Annotated in this window: 27 protein-coding genes and 1 pseudogene; 9 read left to right on the top strand and 19 right to left on the bottom strand. The window is 28.4% G+C overall.

The genetic code is table 11. The annotated features are described in order from the left end of the window. Positions 1–194: 194 nt before the first annotated feature. From BQ5344_RS06210 to BQ5344_RS06175, 8 genes are all read left to right on the top strand, one after another. A complete protein-coding gene (locus tag BQ5344_RS06210; RefSeq protein WP_071124600.1) occupies positions 195–467 on the top strand; it encodes a hypothetical protein in 273 nt (90 codons plus the stop codon). 306 nt (positions 468–773) lie between these two features. Then, positions 774–1,289 (top strand): DKNYY domain-containing protein, encoded by a 516-nt coding sequence (locus BQ5344_RS06205; RefSeq protein WP_071124599.1) that lies wholly within the window; start codon positions 774–776, stop codon positions 1,287–1,289. A 369-nt stretch (positions 1,290–1,658) separates the two neighbouring features. Then, positions 1,659–1,892, top strand: coding sequence for a DUF2207 domain-containing protein (locus tag BQ5344_RS06200; RefSeq protein ID WP_071124598.1), 234 nt, complete (start codon positions 1,659–1,661; stop codon positions 1,890–1,892). 16 nt (positions 1,893–1,908) lie between these two features. Further along, a complete protein-coding gene (locus tag BQ5344_RS06195; protein WP_071124597.1) occupies positions 1,909–3,675 on the top strand; it encodes a DUF2207 family protein in 1,767 nt (588 codons plus the stop codon). A 92-nt stretch (positions 3,676–3,767) separates the two neighbouring features. Next, positions 3,768–4,205, top strand: a complete 438-nt coding sequence (locus BQ5344_RS06190) for a lysozyme inhibitor LprI family protein (RefSeq protein ID WP_071124596.1) — start codon at positions 3,768–3,770, stop codon at positions 4,203–4,205. Positions 4,206–4,242: 37 nt separating this feature from the next. Beyond that, the gene (locus tag BQ5344_RS06185; protein WP_071124595.1) at positions 4,243–4,692 is read left to right on the top strand and encodes a hypothetical protein; all 450 of its coding nucleotides are present in this window, start codon (positions 4,243–4,245) and stop codon (positions 4,690–4,692) included. Between the two features lie 79 nt (positions 4,693–4,771). Beyond that, positions 4,772–5,569, top strand: a complete 798-nt coding sequence (locus tag BQ5344_RS06180; RefSeq protein WP_071124594.1) for an SH3 domain-containing protein — start codon at positions 4,772–4,774, stop codon at positions 5,567–5,569. 30 nt (positions 5,570–5,599) lie between these two features. Continuing rightward, positions 5,600–6,358 carry an SH3 domain-containing protein gene (locus BQ5344_RS06175; RefSeq protein WP_071124593.1) on the top strand — a complete coding sequence of 253 codons (759 nt, stop codon included), beginning with the start codon at positions 5,600–5,602 and terminating at the stop codon, positions 6,356–6,358. A gap of 99 nt (positions 6,359–6,457) precedes the next feature. Here the strand turns inward: BQ5344_RS06175 and tpx are convergent, their stop codons facing one another. The 17 genes from tpx to BQ5344_RS06090 all read right to left on the bottom strand — a co-directional run bounded on the left by tpx (position 6,458) and on the right by BQ5344_RS06090 (position 22,928). Beyond that, positions 6,458–7,108, bottom strand: a complete 651-nt coding sequence (tpx, locus tag BQ5344_RS06170; protein WP_071124592.1) for a thiol peroxidase — start codon at positions 7,106–7,108, stop codon at positions 6,458–6,460. Between the two features lie 101 nt (positions 7,109–7,209). Continuing rightward, on the bottom strand, positions 7,210–8,640 hold the full coding sequence (locus tag BQ5344_RS06165) for a nicotinate phosphoribosyltransferase (protein ID WP_071125495.1): 1,431 nt from the start codon (positions 8,638–8,640) through the stop codon (positions 7,210–7,212). A gap of 167 nt (positions 8,641–8,807) precedes the next feature. Beyond that, on the bottom strand, positions 8,808–11,015 hold the full coding sequence (locus BQ5344_RS06160; RefSeq protein ID WP_071124591.1) for an ATP-dependent helicase: 2,208 nt from the start codon (positions 11,013–11,015) through the stop codon (positions 8,808–8,810). 122 nt (positions 11,016–11,137) lie between these two features. Next, a complete protein-coding gene (locus BQ5344_RS12515; protein ID WP_071124590.1) occupies positions 11,138–12,223 on the bottom strand; it encodes a thymidine kinase in 1,086 nt (361 codons plus the stop codon). A 112-nt stretch (positions 12,224–12,335) separates the two neighbouring features. After that, entirely contained in the window at positions 12,336–13,136 is an 801-nt protein-coding gene (locus tag BQ5344_RS06150; protein WP_071124589.1) for a hypothetical protein, read from the bottom strand. Positions 13,137–13,233: 97 nt separating this feature from the next. Continuing rightward, on the bottom strand, positions 13,234–15,804 hold the full coding sequence (locus BQ5344_RS06145; RefSeq protein ID WP_071124588.1) for an alpha-amylase family glycosyl hydrolase: 2,571 nt from the start codon (positions 15,802–15,804) through the stop codon (positions 13,234–13,236). Continuing rightward, positions 15,801–16,415 (bottom strand): ComF family protein, encoded by a 615-nt coding sequence (locus tag BQ5344_RS06140; RefSeq protein WP_235846124.1) that lies wholly within the window; start codon positions 16,413–16,415, stop codon positions 15,801–15,803. The genes BQ5344_RS06145 and BQ5344_RS06140 overlap by 4 nt, the downstream gene beginning before the upstream one ends. Before the next feature lie 67 nt (positions 16,416–16,482). After that, positions 16,483–16,683, bottom strand: a complete 201-nt coding sequence (locus tag BQ5344_RS06135) for a zinc ribbon domain-containing protein (RefSeq protein ID WP_071124586.1) — start codon at positions 16,681–16,683, stop codon at positions 16,483–16,485. Positions 16,684–16,692: 9 nt separating this feature from the next. Further along, the gene (locus BQ5344_RS06130) at positions 16,693–17,043 is read right to left on the bottom strand and encodes a YraN family protein (protein ID WP_235846123.1); all 351 of its coding nucleotides are present in this window, start codon (positions 17,041–17,043) and stop codon (positions 16,693–16,695) included. Positions 17,044–17,140: 97 nt separating this feature from the next. Beyond that, entirely contained in the window at positions 17,141–17,719 is a 579-nt protein-coding gene (locus BQ5344_RS06125; RefSeq protein ID WP_071124585.1) for a hypothetical protein, read from the bottom strand. 38 nt (positions 17,720–17,757) lie between these two features. Beyond that, the gene (locus BQ5344_RS06120) at positions 17,758–18,162 is read right to left on the bottom strand and encodes a hypothetical protein (RefSeq protein ID WP_021769134.1); all 405 of its coding nucleotides are present in this window, start codon (positions 18,160–18,162) and stop codon (positions 17,758–17,760) included. 59 nt (positions 18,163–18,221) lie between these two features. After that, a complete protein-coding gene (locus BQ5344_RS06115) occupies positions 18,222–18,638 on the bottom strand; it encodes a hypothetical protein (RefSeq protein WP_071124584.1) in 417 nt (138 codons plus the stop codon). 35 nt (positions 18,639–18,673) lie between these two features. Further along, positions 18,674–19,318 (bottom strand): ribonuclease HII, encoded by a 645-nt coding sequence (locus BQ5344_RS06110; RefSeq protein WP_071124583.1) that lies wholly within the window; start codon positions 19,316–19,318, stop codon positions 18,674–18,676. A gap of 24 nt (positions 19,319–19,342) precedes the next feature. After that, the gene (locus BQ5344_RS06105) at positions 19,343–20,323 is read right to left on the bottom strand and encodes an RluA family pseudouridine synthase (RefSeq protein ID WP_083378213.1); all 981 of its coding nucleotides are present in this window, start codon (positions 20,321–20,323) and stop codon (positions 19,343–19,345) included. A gap of 46 nt (positions 20,324–20,369) precedes the next feature. Further along, complete coding sequence (locus BQ5344_RS06100) at positions 20,370–21,038, bottom strand: Fic family protein (RefSeq protein WP_071124582.1); 669 nt, start codon at positions 21,036–21,038, stop codon at positions 20,370–20,372. A 36-nt stretch (positions 21,039–21,074) separates the two neighbouring features. Further along, positions 21,075–21,491, bottom strand: a complete 417-nt coding sequence (locus BQ5344_RS06095; protein WP_071124581.1) for an HD domain-containing protein — start codon at positions 21,489–21,491, stop codon at positions 21,075–21,077. A gap of 405 nt (positions 21,492–21,896) precedes the next feature. Continuing rightward, positions 21,897–22,928, bottom strand: coding sequence for a pseudouridylate synthase (locus BQ5344_RS06090; protein WP_071124580.1), 1,032 nt, complete (start codon positions 22,926–22,928; stop codon positions 21,897–21,899). Between the two features lie 223 nt (positions 22,929–23,151). On the opposite strand from BQ5344_RS06090, the pseudogene BQ5344_RS12620 reads away from it, so the two are divergent. Beyond that, a pseudogene (locus BQ5344_RS12620) lies at positions 23,152–23,336 on the top strand (hypothetical protein). 104 nt (positions 23,337–23,440) lie between these two features. Here the strand turns inward: BQ5344_RS12620 and BQ5344_RS06085 are convergent. Together BQ5344_RS06085 and BQ5344_RS06080 are read right to left on the bottom strand one after the other, a co-directional pair. Next, positions 23,441–24,514, bottom strand: a complete 1,074-nt coding sequence (locus BQ5344_RS06085) for an asparaginase (RefSeq protein ID WP_071124579.1) — start codon at positions 24,512–24,514, stop codon at positions 23,441–23,443. A 587-nt stretch (positions 24,515–25,101) separates the two neighbouring features. After that, positions 25,102–25,578, bottom strand: a complete 477-nt coding sequence (locus BQ5344_RS06080) for a hypothetical protein (RefSeq protein WP_071124578.1) — start codon at positions 25,576–25,578, stop codon at positions 25,102–25,104. Positions 25,579–25,759: the final 181 nt, after the last annotated feature.

The following is a 25,759-nucleotide window of genomic DNA, read 5'->3' as shown; positions in this document are numbered from 1 at the left end:
AAATCATTATTTTTTTAATTTTTACAAAAATAATTAATTTTAATATTTAAAAGATAAAATTAAAAATTCTCATTTTTCTTTAATGTTTATATGATATGATTAACTTGAAAAGAAAGATAAGGCATAATAAAAAATTATATTTAAAACAATAAATTGTTTACATTATAATAATTATATTTTAGGAGTGATTTATTATGAAAAAGATTTTAATTTCTATGTTTTTATTATTTAGTGCTTTAAGTTTTTCAAGATTTATCGAACAATGTGAAATTACTTCCAAAGGAACTTATAGAAATGGAGTAGGATATGTAAACTGTGTAAGTTTAGAATCTGGAAGACACTTTAATTTTACAAGAGTAAACTATAGAACTAGAAGCAATTTGGATCTAGGAGAAGTTTACAAGCTTTATTTCAATGGACAAGGATACAAAAATTTATATTTAACATCATACGAATATCTATATTAATAAAAATGAAAGTATAAAAAATTATGCTGTCGACAAATCAATACTTTAAATTTATAAAGAGCAGGTGATTAAATTACCTGCTTTTCCAAAACATATTTCTTTTCCTTAAATTTCTCGTATAAATAATATAAAAATATCATATCTTAAAAATTAAAAATTTTCAATTATTATTTTTTAAAAATTATTTTTTTAAATAAGGAAAAATCTAGACTTCTATAAAATATAAGGTATAATTTATAATAAAGATTAAGTTAAATTAAAAGTTGAAAATTTGTAGAAATAAATGAAGAAAGGAGGTAGTTCAATATGAAAAAAGTGTTATTATTTGTAATTGTGATTTTATTAGTAGGAGTGCAGTTATTCGCTGATTATTCAATAAAAAATAATAAAGTTTACTTTAAAGAAAAAATAATCAAAGGAGCAGATGCTAAGACTTTTAAAGAGATTAACTATGAATATTCTAAAGATAAAAGCAATGTTTATTATTATGGGGAAAAAATTGACGATGCTAATCCTGAAACTTTTAAGGAAATTAATGATGCAGGCCTTTTTTACATTGACAAAAGAAATGTATTCTTTAAAGGACAGAAAATAAAAGGGGCTGATGTCAAAACTTTTAAACTGTTAAATAATGGTCCTTATTCCAAAGATAAAAATTATATTTTCTTCAAAGAAGCACTAATTGATGATGCTGATTATGAGTCTTTTGAAGCAACTGACTCCATCTGTGCCAGAGATAAAAATGGCGTTTTCTATAAAGGGGCAAGAATGGAAAAAGACGATACTTTAAATTCTTGTGTTAAATACTATCAAAACAAATAAGATTATCTATCAATTTCTAAATTTATTGATTTACAATTCTATTACAAAATTTACAAACTCTCATTTTTCTTTAATATCTACATGCTAATATACAATTGAAAAAGAAAAATACAAAAAACATATTATACTTATTCACAATTACAATATTTGAAAACAAACTCAAAACTATTCACAATAACCTAATAAAATTTAAATTCTTTAAATTTGAACAATAGAATTGATTAATGTTACTTGAAATAACAAATGAAATTAAAACATATTAACATTATTTACGTTACTCTATCAGAAAAGCGGGGACTCAAAACCTGCTTTTTACTTAAAAAAGCTATTAACATTATTATTAAGAAACACAAATAAAGAGGTACTTGTATGAAAAAAATAACAAAAATTATTTTTATAATAACAATTTTAATTTTTTCTATAATTATAAATGGTTCTACTATAAAAAATTATGATGTCGTAATGAACATAAATAAAGAATCATCATTGACAATTACAGAAAAAATAGAATATGAGTTCGCCGATTTAAATCATAGGGGCATTTTTAGAGATATTCTTTTAAGAAAAAAAGATAAAGAAAACTTAAAAAAAAAGCCTTATTAAAATAAATTCTGTAACAATGAATGGGCAAAAAGTAAAACATACGTATGAAGAGTTTGATGAAGGACTTCGAATAAAAATCGGTTCAAAAGACAAAAAAATAACACAGCTTAAAAATATATATGAAATAACTTATACTATGTATACTGATATTTTTAAACATGAAGATATTCAACAAATATATTTCAATATAATACCACAATTCTGGAAAGTTCCAATAGAAAAAGCTAATGTTACAATAAAATTTTCTGATGGTCAACCAATAACAAATGAAGAAATTAAAAAATTTGAGATTTATACAGGCAAAGCAGGAATAAACGAAAAAAATTATAAAATTTTACAGGAAAATGGAGAAATAAAATTTACAAACCAAAAACCATTAGCACCTCAAGAAGGAATTACATTTCTTTTAAATTTAAAAACAGATAAAATATCTCCAAGTTTTTCGGATAAATTAAAACTATTTTTTACAACCTCAAAAAATCTAACCTTCAGTTTAATACTTTCCTTTGTATCGTTAATTCTTATGTTAATTACAAAACTCACAGTTTTAAAACAGCCTTCCAAAAAAACAATTATACCCGAATTTGAAATTCCAGATGATATGTCTGCAATGTTTGTTTCCTATTTCGTAAATCAGGATGATGAGAAAAAAATAATTAGTACAGGAATTTTTTCGCTTTTGTGCAAAGATATTAAAATACAAAATTCTCAAAAAAAACAACATTTTGAGAAAAAAGAAGAAAATTTAAAAGATAAAGAACAAGCCTTAAAAAAATTAAAGAAAAAGAAAGAAAAAATGGGAGAAAAATTTACTATATCAGACAAACCTAATGATGATACCATTCAAAATTTTTCTAATGGTGAACTTTACGAGGAAGAAAAAAAACTTTTTAAAGCTTTAGAAAAAAAAGAAAATAAATTTGTAATATCAGATCAACCTAAAAATAATATTATTAACATTTTTTTTAAAAGATATAATAAACTTTGTGAAAATAAAGATTTTTATTATTTAATCCCTTTATCTGCTATTATTATTGGCTATCTTGTAATTACATATAATGGAAACGTGGTAAACATTTCATCTATTATAGTAAATATATTAACTGCAATAATATTTGGTACTATTATTATAGCTTTAGTTTATTTTTATCGTATAATGTCAGGAAATAAAAAATTTTTGCAAAAAAATTTATTAGGAAAAATATTAACTATTCTGAAATGGATAATGATTTTTAGCATAATAAACGAAATGTATTCAGATAAAAATTTTTTAATTGCAGCAGTATTTATTTTGTTATTAGTTGCCAATGCACTTTATTCACGTAATTTTCAAATATATTCTGAAGAAGGTTTACGAAAAAAAGAATATATCGAAGGTTTAAAAATGTATATAAAAACCGCTGAAGAAAATCAGATAAAAAAATTTGACAGTACTGAGGAGCTAGTAAAATATTTTAAAGGAATTTTACCCTACGCAGTAGCTTTGAATGTACAAAATCAAGCTATAAAACTGATGGAAAAGACAATCGAAATTAATTCAAGTCTAACAAGAAATGACGAAATGCTAAAAGAACTTAATAGTTTGTATGCATATTCGAGAAAAGAAGAAATGAAAGTAAAAATTAGGGAATCATATTCTTCTTCGTATAAAGATTCAAGAAGTTCAGCCTCTTCTTCATTCAGTGGTTCAGGAAGCGGCTATAGCAGTGGTGGCAGCGGTTACTCCAAGGGCAACGGCTACAGTGGCGGAGGTTCTGGCGGTGGAGGTGGTGGAGAATTGTAATTTCCCATCATTTTCTAAAAAAATAATTTAAAGTCTAATTTTAAATTTTGTAATTATAAACTTTTACTAAAACATAAAAGGAGGTAATTTAGATGAAAATTTCAAAAAATAAATTTTTAGGAATGTTAGTATTTTTATTGATTTCCAGCATTAGTATTTCAGGTCAGTATAAAGATGCATTAATAAGCCGTATGAGTAATTTCCGTAACAGTGTATTTGCAAATGCAGATGAAGGCAATGATTTTCAACAGAAGGAAGCTTTAAGAAAAACCGAAGAAGAATGGGACAAGGAACTGAACATTGTATATCAGAAAATAATGAAAGTCGCTGATCCTGTAACTAAGAACAAGCTCAGGAATGCACAACGTGCATGGATTAAATTTAGGGATTCTGAAGTAGAAAAAAGCTATTATACAAACAATCCTAACGGTGGAAGCATGGGAATTCTATTTTCACTTAATACTGCCGCAAAACTTACTGAAGAAAGAGCTGTTCAGCTGGCAGAAATGTATGATGCTTTAGACAAATAATTAAAATCACAATAACTTTAAGAAGGAGTTGAAAAGTATGTACAAGAAAAATATATCTATAAAATTTTTTATGCTTATATTATCAATATTAATGTTCATATCATGCTACGGAAAAACAAAGGTACTTACTATCTATACAAATCCATTAACAAAAAGCTATACTTCATTAGGAAAAGGGAAATTGTTGCTAGCAAGGAGAAATGATTTTGATAGGGAAATAAAATTTGTTGCGAAAGTTGATGGAGTTACTGTAGAACATAATTATGTTGAATGGAATGATTCATATTTTTACCCTATTGAAACAGGATTTATAATTAAGCTTAAAAAAAATGTAGTTTATAGCTTTATGGGAATCGTTCCTGAAGGAATTCCAGAAGCGAGATTAATAATTAGTTATAAGGGAGAACAGAAAGTGGTAATGATAGACTGGGGACTGCAAACAGGAGAAAATGGTGAAAATTTAGACTATTATGATGTATATTTTTAAAAGTTATTTTATAATTGATACTAAATTTTAAAATTAATTAGTTTTATTACTACAGTTTTAAAGAAAAGGGAGATAAACTATGAAAAAAAATATTTTTTCTATTCTTACTTTAGTCATTTTATTTACAGTCTCTTTCGTTTCCAGTGCCGCTTCCAGTGTAAAACTAATTTCAAGTGGAGATGAAAATAATGTTTTTGAAACAGAAGGTACACTTCGTTTTGAATGGACTGATGAAGATGACTGTGATGCAATTGATGGTAACTCAGTAAAACTGTTTTTTATACCGAATAATCCCGAGGATTTTGGTAGAAAAATAGTTTATGTATGGCCAAATGATTTGTCAGATGAAGGGTATGCTAAAGCTCTTGCCAGTAATCCTTCACTTCAATACAGAAATCACGAAGAAGATACATTGAAGATGGTTCAAAAAATATTTAAGAACACCAAAATAAAGAAAAATAAGGCAGGACATAGGGAAATGACTGTGAAAATAAGACTGAAATCTCTAAAACCTAAATTAGGATGTAATGCAACCTTATTGTACAGTGAGTTGGTAAATGTTAAAGAAATAAAAGCACCAAAAATAAAATTATCTGATGAAAAATTTGATGAAAAAGTATACGGAAACTTTACTGTTGAATATGCTGTAAAGTCATCAGAAAAGTCTGTAAATATTATGGAAAAACCTAGTGAAAAATCTAGAATTGTAAAAAAAATCGGGAAAAATGATATTGTAGGAGAAATACAGGATTTTGGAGAATGGGTTTTTGTATATTACCGTAATACATATCCTGATTTCACGTATGGATATGTACGTAAAAGTAAACTGAAGAAAAATATAAGACATCCTTTTGAAAATATTGATTTATTTAATTAGAATGCTATACAAATAAAGAGGTGATTTAATATGAAAAAAATATTGTTTATAATAATGCTTATAATTACATGTATTTCATTTGGAAAAAATAGTAATGGAGGTAATATTACTACGGAAGCTAAAGGAATGCTGCGTTTTGTATGGAGCAGAAATGGAAAATATAATAAAGATACTGTTCTTCCTATAACAGGAGAAGATGGAACAGGAGGTTTTGCAATATATTTGGAATTTACTCCTGAAGATAAAGAAAAATTTATGAATAATGTCCTGATTGTATGGCCTGGAAATACAGACGGAAGAATCGGTGGAAAAAAAATGTATAACAGAATACTCAATATAGGTAAGGAAATATCTCCGGATATTGAAAGCAAAATGAAAAAAAATGAATGGGGATATGTTACTCAGCCTGTAAAACTAACTTTAAAACCTGTTAAGATATATGCTGGCTGTTGTGCAGTAGATTATTTTTACGCAGAAATAGTAAAACATGAAAAAATTTCATCGACAACAGTCAAAATACCAAAAAATATGGATTTTGGAGAAAGTTTAAACAGAGTAATAGGTTCAGAAGATAATAAAGCATATACTATATATTCAAAAGAAGGTTATACGAATATAAGAAAAGGGCCTTCTAAACAATATGATATAATAAAAAAAATTCCAAATGATTATTATGCAGCAATAACACAGGATTTTGGAGAATGGAAATATATCATGTATTTTGAAGGAGGATCAGATAAAGTTGGATACGGTTTCGTGCATGAAAGTCAACTGAAATTATCACGATAGTTTGTTAAAATAAAAATAATAGAAAAAAACTCAAACTCCTTTAATATTAAACTATTAGATCAAATATTAATGGGGTTTGAGCGAACTTTAATATTATCTTTATTTTTTCAACAATTTATTTTCCAAAAATTTCAATGCCTTATCGACATCTGCCTCTTTTCCTTCCTCAGACACGTATTCAATGTATTTCACATTATTATTTTCATCCACTATCATCAATGCTCTTGTTAAAAGCCCTTTTTCCTTTATGAAAAATCCATTTTGGATACCAAATTGATGATATTTAAAGTCAGAAACCGCTTTTAATCCATTAATTTCATTGGCTGTACAGAATCTTTCCTGAGCAAATGGAGTGTCAACTGTCACAGAGTAAAATTTCACGTTTGTGTGAGTTTTGGCAGCTTCATTTAACTGTTTTGTCTGCAGTGAACAAACTTTTGTATCAAGTGACGGAGCTGTATAAATTACTTTTATATTTTTATCTTCAAAAATATTTTTTTCTTCTAATTTCGTATTTACAACTAAAGGCACTTCCCTTATTTTATCTCCAACTTTTAATTCTTTTCCAACAATTGTTACAGGAACTTTTCCCATTGTGATTTTTAAATTATTATCAGCTTTCAAAGTGTCTAAATATTGTGCATATTCGGCATTTTGTCCTGCATGTCCTGTTTCATTTTGTGTTTTTGGCTTATTTCCACAGGCAGCCAGAACTACTGCAGCTACTCCTAATAATAATATTTTTTTCATTTGTTTCCTTCTTTCGTAATTTTATTTGTCGCTTCTAAAAATTTAAATTGTATAATTTTTACAGCTTTAATTTAAACTATTTTTATCTAATTTTATCATTTCTATTTTGATACTTCTCTAATTAAACTCGGATTATACAATAAACTTTCATTTTTTCTTACTTCTTCAAAAGTATATGTTTTTAAAATTTTTCCATTTTCAAAAACACATTCCATTACGGAATCTTCATGATATTGATTTTCAGGTAAGTCTGAAATATTTACTGTTTCAAATTCTCCATTTTTATTTTTTATCAAGTCAAGCCGTCCTTTTTTACTGACTTTTCCTTTATCTGTAACAGGATTTTTGTAAACATCTCTAACTTCATTTCCAATTTTTATACAGCTGCATTTCATGGCAAATTTATGAGTATCCCTGTTAATGCCAGATTTTTCATTTCCTTGCAAAAGAGATCCTCCGCAGCCCAAAGTAACATTCTCAGCAGAATATTTGTTATCCTTTAAAGATTTATAAATATCCCAGATTGTATCTTCATTAATTCCATCACCTTGTAAAATACGGACTTTGTTAATCACTTTATATCCTTTGGAGTTTATAGTATAGCCAAAATTCTTTTCCAGACTTTCAAGCGCAAATAGAATATTTGTAATTGCGTCTCCACTATCTGGACGTATTGTAACCATTCCATCTCTTGCCAATATTTTTTCACGTAAATCTTTTCCAATAATATTTTCTACCGCATTAAAAAAATTATAGCTGTCAAGAACGATTGAAACAATTCCTTTTGGAAATTTATCAAGCATATTTTCGTATGCTTCTTTTTCATATTTTTGAGTCCAGGAAGTCATTGTGCTATGTTCAGAAGCAGGCACGCTGTAAGCGGCTATTTTTTCATCATAATATTTACGGGCAAAGACAAGTGCATTTAAGGTATCTGTACCATAAAAATTTGTAAGATGAGCCATTCCACCAATTCCGGCACTTTCCTCGCTGGAAACACCACGATAACCAAAATCATGCAATTTAAACTTCAATTCTGACTCCACATTATCACTTGTTTCCTCTAAAAAGTATTTTATAATCTGTTTTGCCTTGTATGAAAATGTTGCAACTGTAATTGGATACCATACTTTTAACAGCAATGTTTCCACCCAGCCCACAATCCAAGGCACATTTTTGTCAGTTGATTCAACTGTAACCAGCACATTATGATTTTTTACAACGCTGCCTTCTGGCACAGTTCTAATTCTAAGTGGCAATTTTCCATCCAGTTTTTCTACAATATACCTCCATCCCTCTTCAAAAAATGGCAATCCATGCAATTCGCAAATTTCCTTAGCTTCATCTATCATTTCATTTGTAATTTTTTTTGTTAAATATTCCATTAAATAATATTGAAGTCCAAAAAATTTTACATATCCGTATAAGCCACCACGACTTTCGATATAATCGTGCATATAAGTCATATTTTCTGGATATTGAAATGGATGAGTAATTTTATAAGAATCTGTCGATAGTATTAAATTTTTCATTTTTATTTTGTATGATAATTGCAAGTTACGTAAAAATCATACTCTCCTTCCCTACACTTTTTTTATTTGTATATTCAATTATAACTCTTTTTCCTTTGAAAATATGCAAAAAATACAGTAAAACCTCTTTGAATCAAACAAAAAGATTTTTACTGTAATAAGTTTTTTTATTTTTTTAAAATTTTATCTGCCAACACCAACGCTATTTTCTTTTCTCCAACCATAAATTCGACAACCATGCTTTTTGTATCCACTTTTTTTATTTTTCCACGTCCAAATTTCTTGTGATTAACCACATCCCCAACTTTATATTTAGAATTTACATTTGAAGTTGTTTGAGAGCCTGATTTTTTACCAAATGTTCCTAGTTTGTCCTTAGAAAATGGATTAAAGTTTTCTATTTTCGGTGTAAAACTTCTTGGAGCTGAAGATTGCCCTTTTAAACTTCCGTATTTTCCACCCACATACTCTAGGTTATCTTGCTTCATTTCGTAGATAAATCTTGATGGACGACGCAAATTATCATCTTTTCCCCAAATTTTTCTTGATGAAGAATAGGAAATAAACAGTTCCTTTTTAGCACGGGTTATTGCCACATAGCAAAGTCTACGCTCTTCTTCCAGCTCTTCTTCAGGAGCGTCAAAAGAAATTGATGGAAACAGCCCGTCTTCCATTCCCGCAAGAAATACATAATCAAATTCCAGTCCTTTCGAGCTGTGAATTGTCATAAGTTTTACATAATTTTCATCATCTTCCATTTCATCAGTCGCTGAACTTAACGAAATCATATCAAGATATTCATTCAAGGACATGCTTGGATTTTGCTTTTCAATTTCAGTAATACTGTTTAACAATTCCTCAATATTTCTAACCCTGTCTTCCTTATTGTCTTCAATTGAGTCAATATAACGTGTTCTTATAAGAATTTCATCAAATATTTCCTTAATTGACATTTCTTCAAGGCTTGAGTAAATGCCTTGCATTAAATTGTAAAATTCCTTTAATGCCAGTTTTGTAGCTGCTCTTACAGGAATTTCATCAATGTAGTGAAGCGTTTCAAGCATCGAAATATTTTTTTCATTTGCAACTTCCTGTATTTTTTCGAGAGTCTTTTCGCCCACCGAACGTTTGGGAACATTAATTATACGATAAAAATTATGATTATCATTTTTATTATTTAAAAGACTCAAATATGCTAAAATATCCTTTATTTCCTTACGTTGAAAGAACTGCATTCCGCCATAAATTTTATATGGAATATTTGCAGACAGCAGTTTTTCCTCCAGAACTCTTGACTGTGCATTTGTCCTGTACAGAATCGTCATATCCTTGTAATCAGCACCATCTCTTTTCTTTTTCTTCATCTCTGTCACAATAAAATCGGCTTCATCATAAACAGTCATTGCATTATAAATCTTGATTTTTTCTCCATCAGAACCATCTGTCCAAAGTGTTTTCCCTTTTGAACTTTTATTATTTTTAATAAGCTCATTGGCTGTATCCAGTATTTTCTTTGTAGAACGGTAATTTCTTTCCAGTTTTACTGTAAAAGCTTCCTTATAATCTCTCTCAAAATTCAAGATATTATTAATATTTGCCCCACGAAACGCATAAATACTTTGATCCTCATCCCCTACAACACAGATGTTTCGATACTTTGCTGCAATCAGATTAATCATTTCATACTGAATATCGTTAGTATCCTGATACTCATCCACCACAATATACTGATACCTTTCCTGAATTCTTTCGAGAACAAAAGCATCATCCAGCAATTTTCTTGCATTCAAAAGCAAATCCGAAAAATCCATCGCATTATTTGCCTTCAAAACTTCATTATACTTCTGATAAATCTCGCCAAAAAGCCTGTTCGCAGGAATCCTCATATCAATTTCCCGTTCAAGCTCCTTAATTCCTATCCTCTGTTCCTTCAATTTACTAATTCTATTTGCAAGTTTTCCTGGCTGAACATTATCATTATCTTTAATTCCCATATCTTTTTTTATCTTTGTAATAATCGATTTCTGATCATCCACATCATAAATATTAAAATTCCGTCCATATCCAATTCTTTCAGAATAAGTTTTAAGCAGTCTTACCGAAAACGAGTGAAATGTAGAAACTACAAGATTATTCGCCTCATGTCCAATAAGTGCCGTAGCCCTTTCCTTCATCTCTCTTGCCGCCTTATTCGTAAAAGTAAGTGCCAGAATATTAAGCGGCGAAATCCCTATTTCTTTTACCATGTGTGCGATTCTATAAGTAACTGTCCGTGTTTTACCACTTCCCGCTCCAGCCAGTATCAATACAGGCCCTTCTATCTTTTCCGCAGCTTTTCTCTGCTCTTCATTTAATTCATCTAAAATACTGCTCATATTTCTCCTTTTTTCTCATTATTTTTATATCTAATTTTTTATCTTGTTTTTTATTTTATATAATATCTATTTTTTGTATAAACAACTTAGAATATTCATTATTAAACAAGTTAATTTAAATCTTACAACTCTCGATACTTTACTTCCGTTATTTTCGATATTTTCTCAATAACACCATTTTCTTCCTTTTCTTCCCCAGCGTGACTACTCCCATTTTTATAGACAATTTCCTTCAAGTTCAAGTCCGATTTTTTTAGTAAATCTACTGTTAATAAAATCTGATTAAGTACACCTTTTTTATTTTTTGAAACAATGATAACTTCTGAATTTTTTCTAAATTCACACATAAAGTCGAGAATACTGTAACTTCCTTCCAATTTTAATAAAAGCCCTCCAGTAATTCTGACAAAGATATAGTCGTTTTCAGTTAATGCCGAATTTATTTTTTCACGCAAATTTATTAAATCACTTTTTTCATTTTCCTCCATTTGCCCTTTTATAACTATTGTTGTTACTTTTTTATTTTCAAATAGCTGCTCTTCATACATTTTTTCAACAAATTTCTTGCCAACGTTAATTTCCGTTCCGACTATAAAATATATTTTTCCTTTTTTATCAGTTCTATGCCTCACAATGTGATGTCTTCGGCATCTTGCCTCATAATTTTCATTTGCACCAACCATAACCAGCGGATCGTCATAATAAGCAGGCTCTCCATTTATAAGACGTTGGCTCGCATAAGCAGGCTTTCCGCAAACCATGCAAATTGCGTGAAGCTTATCCACCTGATCAGCAATGCTCATAAGTTCTGGCACCGGCTCGTAAGGCTCCGCCCTAAAGCTCATATCAAGCCCTGCGACGATCACTCTTTTTCCATATTCCACATATTTTTTGCAAAACTCAACGACTTTTTCCCCAAAAAACTGAACTTCATCAATACCAATTACTTCCGCATCAACATTTTTTTCCATAATTTCTTCCATTTGAGAAACATCACTCACGGGATAAGCTCTAAAACTGTCATTCCCATGCGAAAATACCCCTTCTTCTCCATATCTATTATCAATTGAATGCTTAAATGCCACAATTTTCTGCTTTGCATACTCTGCACGCCTAAGCCTTCTTATAAGTTCCTCACTTTTTCCTGAAAACATGCTTCCAGTAACAACTTCTAATTTACCTATGTTATTATTTAAATGAAATCCCATTTTTACTCCTATAATTTTCAATTATATTATAATATTTTTGCTTCAATACATAATTATTATTTTGTTTATTAATTGCGTTCTTTGAAATTGAAAAAAGTTTATTATATTTATATTATTTTAACTCTATTAATTTATCATCTGATAATTTTTTTAAATATAAATCTTTTCCATTTTCAGATACATATTTATAATATTCAACTGCTTTTTCAATATTATTATTTTTTTCATTATACTCTGCTAACCAAAATTTACAATGCATTTCGAGTCTTTTACTAATTTTTTGTGATAATAAGGTTTGAACACATTTAAAAATTTGATGATCTTTTTCATATAAATTAGCCTCTAATAATTCTAACATTTCCTTTGATACATTTTTTAATTTCAAATTATTTTTATTCAATTTTTGATTATACATATCTTTCGCTTCTTCTTTTTTATTTGACTTAAGTAAAACGTTAATATAATTGTAATAATATAAAACTGGATCTTTTCTATAATATCCCTTTTTACTTTTTGTATTTATTAGATTTAAGTAAAAAATAGCTTTTTCAAATTCATTTATCTCAAAATAAGCTACTGATAAATTATTAGCATAAAAATCCTTATACAAAGCCTTTTTAGATACTGTATATTCCTGACTTACTTTATCAATATATGTATAAACTTCTAATTTTTCATCTAACAAACACAAAAGATTTTTGTAAATTTTTCTACGTAAATTAACATCTATTACATAATCTATTAAAACAATTACCATTATCACTATAATTCTATGTAAAAAAGATTCATAAAGCCAGAAACAATACATTAGGTTAATTTTAGGTAATAAAATGTAAAATATAACTGTCAAAAATATAAATAATAAAAGCATCCCTATTTCCAACTTCATATTTAGTGATATTTTTTTACTCACTATTTCTCCTTTCACTACTTTTACTCAAAAAAACTTGGGGAACAAAGTCCCCATATCTCATTTATTAGAAGTTACTGAAAGTGTTTCAGATTATTTATTAATCTTTATTTTGTCTAAACGAATCAAACATGTTTTTTGCATTACTGTATAAAACCTTAACTTCATAAGGTTTTACATTAATTTGAATTTTCTTATCAGAAATCGCATAATTTTCTTTTAAATTCAGCTGATTTCGATAAAATCCAAATAATTTTGGTACCTGCAATGATAATGGATATTCGTCTGCTCCGTTATTTACTACAATTATCATTGATTCATTTCCAGCTGAAATTTCGTAGGAAATAAAGTCTGTATTTGGTCTTGCTGGTGTAAAATCACGACCTTGGTATAATTTTGCCCGTCTGTTCTGATCAGCTAAATAAGCAGATATTTCTGAATCAATACGACCTTGTGTTTTTGGATCGCTGTAAACTTCAAGGATTCTTAATTTCCCGTTTTTAAACAGATTTTTATGTTCCTTTCTGACTTTTAGCAATGCTTTATAATGGTTTTCTATATCTGCATTGCTGTTTACAGGATATAAAATCCATTTTTGCACTTCGTTTACTTCCACAACACTAGGAAAACTTCTAAGTCTGTCTTTATATTTGCTTATGTTATCTGTTTCAGGGTCGTATGGTGCGTAATCTTCCCACAGCATAGGCTTTCTATTTCGTGGCGAATCTGCTCCCCACATTCCCTTTTCATCACCGTAGTAGATAACTGGTGTAGCAGGCAGCATCATTTGCATTGCAACGACTCTTTTCAGCTTACTTACAGCTGTTCCGTCATACAAATCAGGACGAATATTCAAGTATCCTTGATCCGACTGATTATTTCTATCATAAACTCTATTCGGATTTATCATTCCACTAAAGATTCTATCTGTATCAAGCGACCCAATAAAAACTTGTGTCATATTAAAACGATTGCTTGAATATCTGTTGTAAATTTCATTTAATTTTGTTGCAAATTCTACGCCGTTGATTCGGTAATTTGGATTAGTATTCACAGTGTATTTTATAATGTTATTGACAATATTATAATCTGCCCCACTGTCATAAATCCCATCTTCAACATCTTTTGTAATACTGTTTGAAACCTCTCCTGTAATTAACAAGTCAGGTTTATATTTTTTCAAATTTTCTGTAATTTGTGCAAGATATTCTTTATTCTCGTTGTCGTAATAAACATATCTTATTCCGTCAATTCCGTCATCATATACATCTTTTTTAAAAGTCTCATCAGGCCCTAAAATCCATTTTTTCATTGCATTTTCAATATAATTTCTAACTTGCGGATTTTTTAAGTCAAGTACAGTATCCTTTAAATACCAGTTAGAAAATTCTTTATTATTTCTAGCAAAAAATCTGCTTGACGTTATATCAGGAGCCACTTCCAAAACTACTTTCAGCCCTTTTTGATGAGCTTGTTTCACAAGGCTTGCCAACTGCAAATCAGAATCTGTCCAAATCCAGCTTTTTACATTAAGTAAATCCTCGTCAAGTAAATTTTTATCCGTTTCGGGATTGAAAATAAGCAAGTTCAATTCCTTATCCCCATTGTTATTATGGACTTTTGCCTTTATATCAAGCCCTTTTGATGTTCCAGTCTGTTCAATGTAGCCAAAATACGGATCCACGTGATTAAAGTAAATCGTATCATATTTATGGTTTGAAAGAGAATAAAACGGCGATGATAAAATTATGTATTCTACACCAAGATTTTTAATATAATCCAATTTATCAATTATTCCCTGTAAATCTCCACCATAGTAACGTGTATAGTTCTGTACATCATTTAACGTATTTTCTTCCCATTCGTTTTTTTCCTCATAGTTACTGTTCCATTCATTCAATGAAAACTGCGGTTTTTCATTTCCACCCCAATATGCCAGCACTAAGTCTTTTTTTGAAGTTCCTGAACGAATTTCTCCAGTAGGCTCTGAAAAGTCATCTGTCCCAAATTCGTTAAAAATCGCATCATTATCCACATCGCCATTTCTAAACGAATCAATATAAATCTGATATCCAACAGAACCTCTAGCCCATTCTGGAATTGTCGTAAGTTTTGTAGAACGCGAATACTCAAATTTTTCTATATCCTTTAGGTTTTTTGAAATATTTCTTCCCATATAATATTTAGTCTTGTCATCAGTCAATACAAAATAATAGCTTGACACATTGCTTGGAATTTCAGCCATAAAAATCTCATTACCACCATAATTTCCAATTCCACGCATCATTTTTTTCCCACCACTGTAGACAACTTCGGCAGAATAAACATCGTTATTTTTCGTTCGTAGCATAATTTTTACATTAGTTCCATTAAGCACACGAAACTCTGAATCTTCATTATGAACTAAAGAATTTAAATCAATCACTCCGTCATTTCTTTGGCTATATTTTAATAATTCTGTTGTATTTTCTTCTGTTTCATTATTCCCATCATTTTCACTGCTTTCCTGTCTACTCTTATTTTTTTTCTTTACTGCACTGATTAAATAATTTTCATGATTAATCACATCATTATTTTTAATATCCGCTTGCAAATTTTCATTTTGTGCTGAAAACGAAACAACCGAGCTTACCAAAAACAATAAAACTTTCATTTTTAATTTAAAACTCATATTTCTCCTCTATTTACCTTAATCTCCCTAGCCGCAGCCAGACAAAAAACAGTAATTTTTATATTATTTCCATTTTTTTTATCTTTATTATCAAATTGCCTTAAAATACTATTTTTTATTTCCCTAAGCGTAGCTCCTGTAGTTACAATATCATCAAGTATCAAAATTTTTTTATTGCTCAAATCAATATTCTGAGAAATTCTAAAAGCTCCCTCAATATTCCTGTTTCTTTCTTCTTCGTCCAAAATTTCAGCCATCTTTTTTGTATTTTTTATTCTCTCAATCCGAACATAATTCACTTTCAGACAGTTCAAAATCTCATCAACCTGATTATATCCTCTTTCATTCTTTCTTTTTCTGCTGACAGGCACACTCACGACAATATCTATCTTTTCACGTTTCAAGACATAATAAAATTCTTCCTTTATCAATTCAGCAATCAACTTTGCCATGATTTTTCTATGATTATATTTATAAGAATAAATTAACCTCTTAAACTCCTTATTGTAATCCCACACATAATAAATATTATTTAATTTCCGCAATTTTTTCAGACTTTTCAGAATATTTTTCGTATCCTTCGATACAATACCGTACTCAACTAATTCCACCCCTGAAATTATATCCCGATTTCTAAATAAAATTCCTTTAAAATTAAATATTATTTCCTTAAAAAATTTAATATCCCTCAACTGGATCCTCAACCTTTTGAACTATTTTAGTTGAGTACATCTCTGTATATCCACAATTTTTACATATTTTCAAATAAAATATGTCAATGGCAATCTGCGTTCCAGCAACTTTTTTTGTAGGAATTGCCACCTTTTTCATTTCAAATATTTCTTCTCCACACTTGCAACATTTCTCATCATTTCTCATACAATCACCTCAAAACGCATTTTTTAACCACTCAATACTGTTAGAGCCTCTACTTACTCCGACAATATCATACCTTACATTTTTATCCCATTCCTTTTTTAAAAGATAAATTTGTGAACTTGCAAGAATCTTATTCTGCTTATCCTCCGTCACCATCTCAATCGCTGATCCAAAAAAATCATTCTTCCGATATTTAACCTCTACAAACACCAATGTCTTACTCTTCTTTTCCAAAAAAATTAAATCAATCTCCCCAAACCTGGTATAAAAATTACTCTCAACAAACGTAAGCCCTTGCAAAATCAAATATTCCTTCGCCACATTTTCATACTTAAACCCAATTTCCCTTTTATTCATCATATTTCTCGTCCCATCCCCTTTTTTAATATTGTATCATAAATATCTATATTTATTCTTTTAATTTTATATTATATGATACCAATTTTTCACTTATTTTTCAAGACTGGAAAATTTCTCTTCTTTTTTCCGTTTCATTTTTTTCTAAAAATTTTTCCTTATCTTTCCATTCTACGCCATTTTCTTCAAATATTTTTTCAATTTCGTTTATAAATTCTTCATTAATTTCAAAATTTTCTATTTCTCTATCAATTTTATTTGGATCAACATACCAGGTAGAAATATAGTCCATATCATTCTCATACTTTGTTATAAGTTCCCTGTATCTTTCTTTTGGATAAATATAGGGCTCGTGAGCATAATCACTTTTTCTATATTCAAATCTACTAGCTAACAAGCAACAGAACTCTTCTATTGAATTAGAATAAAATTCTTCTAAATTTTTAGTCCCCACCAACATCCTTATTGGAAATTCATCATCTGGAAATTCAATCATATCACACTTATAAAGTTTGTAAATCATTTCTACAAAAAATATCCAATATTCCTTTGTATCTTTAAGCGGTTGCATAAATGTACCTAATGTCATATCTGTAAATATCCATTCTCTATCATCGTCTACATCCATAATAAACCATTGTGAAAATTCTTGAAATGCTATTGCTTCCCATTTTTTCATACCTAAATTCCTTTTTAATTCTCATTCAAAATATTTTCTTATAAAAATTCAAACGAAAGTTCACCTTCAAAAAAAATAACATCATCTTTTTTATAAGTCACATCATTTTCAAATTCAACTAAAATTTCTGAATCTGAAATAGCTGATTCTACCAGTAAAGAATCTGAATTTACATGTTTTACCACTCTTACTACAGCTTCTATATGTGGCGATTTTGGAAAAGGCTGTACAGCTCTCAATTCACTATCCACTTTCAAACTTTTGCATACATATTGCATAAATAATTTCCCTTTGACAATATCTCCTTTTTTAATAAAATTTTTTACATCAAATTCTACAAATGAAACATTCCATTTTTTGTCATTATTTTTTAGTTCTTTTACTACTGCCATATCATAGTCATATTCAAATGTCCATAACTTCTCTATTAAATATTTTTTCATATGAAACTCTCCACCTTTTTATTTATACTAAATCAAAACTTTGCTAAGGACAAGAAATTTTAATTCCTTACTAAATTTATAGTATATAATTCAAAATTTTCTGGATTTTTCCATAGAATTTCATCATCTAAATTTCTTATTTCATCGGGATAAGTGAATATTGAAATATGTTTAAAATTTCTATATTTATTTTGGGATAAAAACTTTTCTGTCAGCCATTCTTTTTTTGTTTCACTTATAACTTCATAAATAATTTCATCAAAATCAACATCTTCTATATTTTCAAAAAAACTTTCAGCAAATTCATCAAGATAATTTGACTGATTTTCATCAAAGTATTTCTCCAATATTTCAATATCTTTTTCTTTCCAAACAAATTTCAAAACATCATTACTAATATTATATAGAAAACCTAATAATTTATCATCTACTATCTCAATCCATCTTTCTCCTTCATCTTCCATAATTTCCAACATTTTAATCCCCTTCATTCTACTAAATAAATAAAAATCTATTTTTTCTTCCCACTTCCACCCAATATCTTCTTCAAAAACGTCTTCCTATGATACCTACAAGCCCCTTTTTCAAGCAAAATTTCCCTATGTTTCTTAGTTCCGTATCCTTTATGCTTCTCAAATTCATACTCAGGAAATTCCTTTGCAATCTCACAAAGCATTCTATCCCTTGTAACCTTTGCCACAATCGAAGCTGTTGCAATAGATAATGATTTGTTATCTCCCTTTACAATGCATTCCTGCTCTCCTTCATACTCATGAATCAAATGATTACCATCAACTAGAACTATATCAAATGCTGATTTTTCAGCCACTTGATTAATCGCTCGACGCATTGCAAGAAATGTTGCATTCAGAATATTCATCTCATCAATTTCTTTTTCTGAAGCAATTCCGATTCCCACGATACAATTCTTTTCTATCGCTTCAAATAATCTTTCCCTTTTTTTCTCAGTCAACTTTTTTGAGTCATTAATCTCCTGCAATTCTGGGAAATCCTGAATCACAATTACAGCTCCAGCCACAACTGGCCCTGCTAAAGGCCCTCTCCCAGCTTCATCAACCCCAACAACAATCTTATTATATTTTTCATCAAATTCCATTAATTCATTTTTTTGGTTTTCAAATTTGTCTTTACACATAAATTTTTCCTCTTTTTTATTATTTTATAAAGTTTCAAATTCCAGCCCGCATTTTTTCAATGCTTTTTTAAAATCTTCTGGCAATTTTGCAATAAATTCTATATTTTCTTCTGTAATCGGATGTTGAAATTCAAGCTTATAGGCGTGAAGCATTTGGCGTTTTTCGGTATCTGTTCTGCCGTAGACACTGTCACCTAGAATTGGATAACCTAAATGTTTCATGTGAACTCTTATTTGATGAGTTCTTCCAGTTTCAATATGAACTTTAACAAGTGTAAATTTTTCCGTCTGTGAAATTACTTCGTAATTGGTAATCGCAGTTTTTCCTGAATTTAAATCATTTATTACAGTCATTTTCTTCCTGTCGTTTTTATCACGCCCGATTTGTGTTACAATTCTTCCGCTTTTCTGGTTTAGTTTTCCTTTTAAAATTGCAAGATAAATTTTTTTTACAGTTTTATCGTGAAACATTTGTGACAATTTTAGATGTGCCTTGTCATTTTTGGCGATTATTAAAAGTCCGCTTGTGTCCTTGTCTAGCCTATGCACAATGCCAGGACGGATTTCCCCATTTATTCCTGACAAATCTTTGATATGATACAAAATTGCATTTACAAGCGTTCCCGAATAATGTCTGTTTGCAGGATGTACGACAATTCCAGCTTTTTTATTGATAACTGCCAAATCATTATCTTCATAAATTATTTCAATATCAATGTTTTCAGGTTTAATTTCAACAGTTTCCAGTTCTGGAATTACAACTTTTATTGTATCATTTTCTTCAATTTTATAAGCAGGCTTTGTCTTTTTTTCATTTACTAAAATATTTTCATCTTTTATAAGCTGTTGAATACGTGTTCGTGTCAACTCGAGCCTTTCTGACAAAAATTTATCAATCCTGCTCCCTGCCTCTTCCTTCAAAATAACAATATTTTCCTCATTTTCACTATTTTCAACATCTATTTCATCTTCAAATTCATTTTCAACTTCATATTTTTCATTCATAATTATCTATTTTTCTTTCTTTTATAATTTTTTATTTCCCAAAATTCTACTCTCTTTTAAAATTTATCCCATCAACACAATGATTATAAATTAATTCCTTAATTTCACTCATATCATTAGTTTCATAAAATTTTACAAGCAGTTCCAAAAATTTCTCTTGCTGTTTTATTGGTACAGAAATAATTCCAGCACCATTTTGAATCATCACGTGATTTGCTGTCATCATGCTTGTCCTTTTATTTCCATCATAAAAAAGCTGACTTCCCATTAAATATAACATTAAATTTATTGCTTTTTCCGTTGCAGAGTTTTCACATTTCAAAATTTTATTCAAATTACCATTCACTTTTTCTTTATCTGGAATTTTAGGCTTCCAATCTGTTCCACCCATACTTACATCAGAAAATCTCAATTGTCCAGGAAAAGGATTTACATTTGCCTCCCCAATTAGTTGATTAATTTTGCAAATATAGTTTAAATCAAGAGGATATTCAATATTTTCCAAAATAAATTCCCACGAATGTTTTAAATTAACAATGGCATTTATATCCTTAACTTTCATATTCTGAACTCCCAGCCCTTGAAAAATCGTTTCTGTCTGAGGATAAGTCACAGCTATTCCTTCCAGATTTGCCGATTTCCAAATTGAATCCACTATATTTCTTTTCGCAACAAAAATATTCTCCTCCAATGTCATTTTATACTTGTCTTTCATAAAATCACTCTTTTCTAAAAATTTTTCATCAATTTCTTAACTCTCATCATCACATTTCTGAAAAATATCCATCTCCTGCGAATAACCTCTATTATGATGATTTTTCGCCAAAACCGCTACTTCCTCATCTACTTTTTCCAGCTTTTCAAAACTTCTTTGTGGGTGATTTTGCAACTGTGTTTTAAATCCTAATTTATGCAAAACTCTCGTTACAATCGACACATTTTCTTTCCCACAGTCGTGCAGAAGTGCCAATTTTAAATATTTCTCATTATTTTTTAGTTCCATTTTTTTTATTTTTTTATAAACTTCAAGCGAATGAAACTTGTCGTAATCAGACATTTCCAAAAATATTTTCTTTTCTTTTTCTGTCAATTTTTTCAAAGCCTCATTCATATAAGCCCTGTTAATTTTCGGTTTAAAATATTCCATTGCTTTTCTAATTATATACATTTTTCCACTCTTTTCCTAATCTTGATTTTTCTTATTTTTCTACATTTTCTTACAAAATATACTAATATCCTGTTCTCAAATCTCATCATTCAATTTTTTTATAAACAGTATCTAATACTATTCCCCCTTTAAAAATGGGAATAAATTTTTAGAATAAGGTTGTTCAATAAACAATTCATAATCATTTGATTTTTTTCTTTTTTATTTTCGTAGGATTGCTCATTGCCTCAAATCCTTCTCTTACAATAAATGTTTATCTTGATAATTAAAGATTGCTACTCAATACCTATGGCTAGACTACGATTTTTATCCTTTGTTAGAAAAGTTTGTAACAAATCCGTTATTTAAATGGGGTTTATAAAAAGAATAAATTTCTACATAATCTATAAAGTGTTTTCAATTTTTTCAAATCTCTTTCACAACTATATCCCCAAAAATCCTCTTTAACTTTCTAATATTCTTCCCTCTTTTCCCAATAAATTCTCCTTTATCTTTCTTTTCAACGAAAAATACCGTAAAATAGCTATTTTTTTGAATTTTTCTAATTTTAGTAATTTCGTCAATATTTTTTACTTTTTCATTCAAATTATCTATTTTACTTTCAGAAGTTTTTATTTCCAAACTTATACTATTTTCATTTTTCAAATTTATCAATTCTTCAATATTTTTCACGTCAAAAAAACTGATTTTCTCTAATTCCTCTGAAAAGTCAACTTTCATAAGTGTCAAATATTTCCCATCAAGCGGTTTATCTTTTATCTTTAATTTCCTGTTTCCAAAATTCTCATCATTTAACTTTTCAATATCAAACTTTGTATTATTTAAAATAAAATTACTCATAATCCGCACCTGCTGTGGCAAAAATCCATCTCCCACAAAATACAGCTTATCATTTTCATATTTCACAAAAATTTCTCTTGTGTGATTTTTTAATTTTTTCCCTTTTTCTGAAGTAAATTCGTAAAAATCCTTTTTCCCAGATACTTTATTGCAAATCTGATTTATTTTCTCTTCATCGTTTTTCCTAAGTTTTTTTGGATATTCATAAATATAATATCTTTTTTCAATCATTTGTGGAAATTCAAGAAACGGCAACGTTCTTACTATTTTTTTGATTTTCAGCCCTTCTATTTCCAAAAATTTTAATTTTGAAAAATCAATTATCTCTTTGGAATTTATATAAAGAATATTTTCTTTTGCACTCACATTTGCATCAGTTCTTCCAGCCTGCTGGATACCTTTAAAAATATTTATTTTATTCTTTTCCAAAATTTTCCTAAATTCTGATTTAACACTCTTTTTATTAGGATTTTCATCAAAAGATTCAAACTTTTGACCATCGTATTCTACAAAAAACATATATCCAAAATATTTTGTATTCTCAAAATCTCTTATTAATTTATCTAGCTTTATTTTTTCTGTATTAATATTTTCCATTTTATATCCTTTATCAATTTATTAAATTGTCTGATCTTCATTTATTACAATAATTCTTAATTTCTTGCTAAATTTATTTTATACTAAACACCATTTAAATAACGAATTTGTTATAGATTTTTCTAATAAAGGATATAAATCTAATATTTTCAAATAATTTAAAATATAATTTTCGTTTTTTAAACAGAATCCGGCATGAACTAATCCGTCGGAGCATTTTTCTGTGATGGCAAAACTGTCTGAGCATAGCGAGTTTTTTGTCAGTGCAGAAAAATGTCGTAGACTAGCCATAGGTTATTGCGTAGCAATCTTGCCACAATTTTAATTATCAGGATAAACCTTTACTGCAAGATAAGGTTTTGCGGCAATGAGCAATCCTACAGAAATAAAAATGAAAAAGTTGAATGATTATAAATTAGCTATTGAACAACCCTATTATAAAAATTTATTCTCATTTTTAAACGGGGTTTAGTATTAACATAAATTTAAATCTGCATAATTAAAAGATGAACCTATTTTGTAAGTTCTCCTACCACATTTTCAACCAATCTTTCCTTCACTTTTTCAACATCATATTTCCCTAAAAGGCACATAAATTTTGTAATTGCAGCTTCTGGTGTCATATCGTATCCATTTACAACACCTAGTTCCGTAAGTATGGCATTTGACTCATAAAGTCCCATTTCTACGCTTCCAACTGTGCATTGAGTTACATTCAGAATTATAACTCCCATATCAATTATATATTTTATTGTTTCTAAAAATTCCTTATTTTGTGGAGTGTTTCCACTTCCGTAAGTTCGTAATACAAGTCCTTTTATACTATCATCATCTTGGAATATACGTTTTAAAATTTTAGGATTAAATCCAGGAAATACATCCATCATCAGTACATTTGGATTAATTTTGTAATCTACATAAAATTTTCCCTCCGGCTTTGATAATAGCCTGTTTTCGTATATTTTTATTTTTGAGCCTGCCTGCCCTAATGGAAGATAATTTGGGGAAGAAAATCCAAAATAATTTGTAGAATCCAGCTTTCTTGAACGATTTCCCCTAAAAAGATGATCCCTGAAAAATACGCACACTTCTGGAATTATTGGCAATCTTTCATCTTCTGAATTACAAATTTCGCTATTTCTCTGTGTCTGTTTTTCAATTATTTCAATAGAAGTTAGCAAGTTTTGCAGTCCATCACTTCTAATTTCCTGAATCGGACGCTGTGCTCCTGTCAAAATTACCGTTTTCCCAAGATTTTTTAACATAAAAGAAAGAACACTTGCAGTATAGGACATCGTATCCGTTCCATGCAATATTACAAAACCTTTGTATTTATCGTAATTTTCTTCAATTATGTTACCAATTTCCAGCCAAATTTCATAATTCATATCAGAGGAATCAATAATTTTCTTCGTTTTCACATAATCTACATTCATTTCCTTTAAAAATTCATAATTATGAATAACTTCACTCCAAGATGTAGACGGCTTTAATGCACTTTTATTGTCCTTTTTATCGGAATGAACCATACTTATAGTTCCCCCAGTATTTATTATCAAAACTTTATGAGCATTTTGTTTATCCATATATTACACTGTCCCCTTTGCTACTATTTATTTTCTATTCAAAATTTATTTCATGTTTTTCATTTTCATTTCATACTTACTACATTATTTTAAAATATTGTAATTAAATTTTTTAAAAATAAACTTGAAAATTATAATTATTCCTCCAAAAATCGTTGTTTTATTTAACTTTTATTATCTTATGTTTATAAAATAAGTATATCAAATTTCTTTTATAAATACAATTTGGATTTTTAAGAAAAAGAATAAAATATAAAAAATCAGAAAATCCCTTATTTACTAAGTTCGTTCCTGATTTTATTTAATATAAATTCTAAACTAATTATTTGTAATGTATAAAGAATGAAAAATAAAAACGTCCTCTTGTATCTTGTGGATAAAATTTTAAATGTATAGTAAAACTTCTTTAAAACCAAACTCAAAAATTATGACTATTTTACTCAAACCCTAAATTTATATAATTTTTAGTAGTTCAATTTTAAATAGGTTTGAGTATAGCTCAAATTTACAATATAGTTGTCTTTATAATAATTCTATACCCATTTTTTTAGTTAATGATTTAATATTTTAAATACTCTTTCTATTTTTTAATCTTCTACTATAATTCCACCAAAACGAACCATATAAAATCTTGGATCATGAAAATTAATTTTTTTCTTAAATTTTCTATTCAATTCTTCTTTTGTTGTTCCTAAAATTTCTATTTCATTTTTTTGATTTATAATAAAATAAATTTTATTATTATTACCAATTTTTCCGTAACAAACCCAATAATTTCTTATTTTTTTTAATTCTAAAATTTCGCCATAGTAAGTCAATTTTCTATTTTTTTCTTTTATATATAATTTATTACGATTTTCATTCAATATATACTCTGAAGTAGTTATTGTTTCCAAAGAACTGATTAACTTATATTTCGAAGTTAAATCTAAATAAAATTTAGGGAAAGGATTATCATAAGTTATAATTGACAAAAAAACAGGTTTAATTATATGATAATATGTATTTCTTATTATAAGAACTCCTAAAAATGTCAAAAAACAAAATAATATTCTTTTTTTCATAACATTACCTCTTTTTAGAATTTTTTTCTATTTGATTGTCCAAAGTTTTGGGTACACTCTAATAGCAATAGCTAAATCTAAATTATTAAATTTTGATATTTTTTGAAAATTAAAAAGACAGTACTTTTTAATAATAGATCAACTAATAATCAGTTAATATTAAAAAGCCTGTGCTTATATT

The organism is Leptotrichia massiliensis (assembly GCF_900104625.1).
Taxonomy (GTDB): Bacteria; Fusobacteriota; Fusobacteriia; order Fusobacteriales; family Leptotrichiaceae; genus Leptotrichia; species Leptotrichia massiliensis.
Note: the sequence above shows the minus strand (reverse complement) of the source record. Positions and strands in the feature narration are given on the sequence as shown.